The sequence below is a fragment of the Dietzia cinnamea NBRC 102147 genome, from assembly GCF_001571065.1.
In the GTDB taxonomy this organism is placed as follows: domain Bacteria; phylum Actinomycetota; class Actinomycetes; order Mycobacteriales; family Mycobacteriaceae; genus Dietzia; species Dietzia cinnamea.
In genome coordinates this window covers 1-725 of the sequence record NZ_BCSW01000147.1, presented here as the reverse complement: position 1 = coordinate 725, position 725 = coordinate 1, and the positions used below count along the sequence as shown (strand labels likewise).

Below are 725 nucleotides of genomic sequence, written 5' to 3'. Positions count from 1 at the left end.
GTACCGAGCAGTCTCACGTCGTCGTGTACCGGCCGGAGGAGATCGTCCACATGATCGGCGAACCGCTGAACCCGGAGGCCCTGTCCGCCGTGCGGTCCGTGCCCAACGACCTCGGTGTCGTCCCGGTGGTGCCTCTGGTCAACGCCGACCGACCCGGAGTCGTGGACGGCACCTCCGAGTTCGCTGACGTGATCGGCCCGGTGGACGCGCTGAACAAAATCTTGGCCGACATGATGGTCACCTCCGAGTCCTACGCCCGCCCCCGCCGGTGGGCCACCGGCCTCGAGGTCGCGGAGGACGACGAGGGGAACCCGATCAACCCGATCCCCGAATCGGACAAGACGATGATCTCGGAGGCCCCGGAGACGAAGTTCGGGCAGTTGGCCGGGGCTGGTCTGGACTCGTACCGGACCGCGGTGGACGTCATCATTCAGTCCATCTCTGCGGTCACCGGGCTCCCCGGCCACTACCTCGGTGTGATGACGGCGAATCCCGCCAGTGCGGAGCAGACCCGCGCCGCGGAGGCCGCGCTCACCGCCAAGGCGGAGGCACGTCAGCAGGCGTTCGGCCGGTCCTGGGAGCAGGTGGGCCGGCTCATGCTCGCCGTGGCCGATGGACACGACCCGGAGGTGTACGACGTCCGAGTCCGGTGGGCAGACCCGTCCGCCCGCTCGGTGGCAGCGGAGGCCGACGCCACCGTCAAGCTCCACAACGACGGTGTGATC

Annotated in this window: 1 protein-coding gene; it reads left to right on the top strand. The window is 69.0% G+C overall.

Annotated elements, in window-relative coordinates:
• Positions 1-725: phage portal protein (locus DCI01S_RS16535; RefSeq protein WP_156482672.1), on the top strand; the 725-nt coding region annotated here is incomplete at both ends.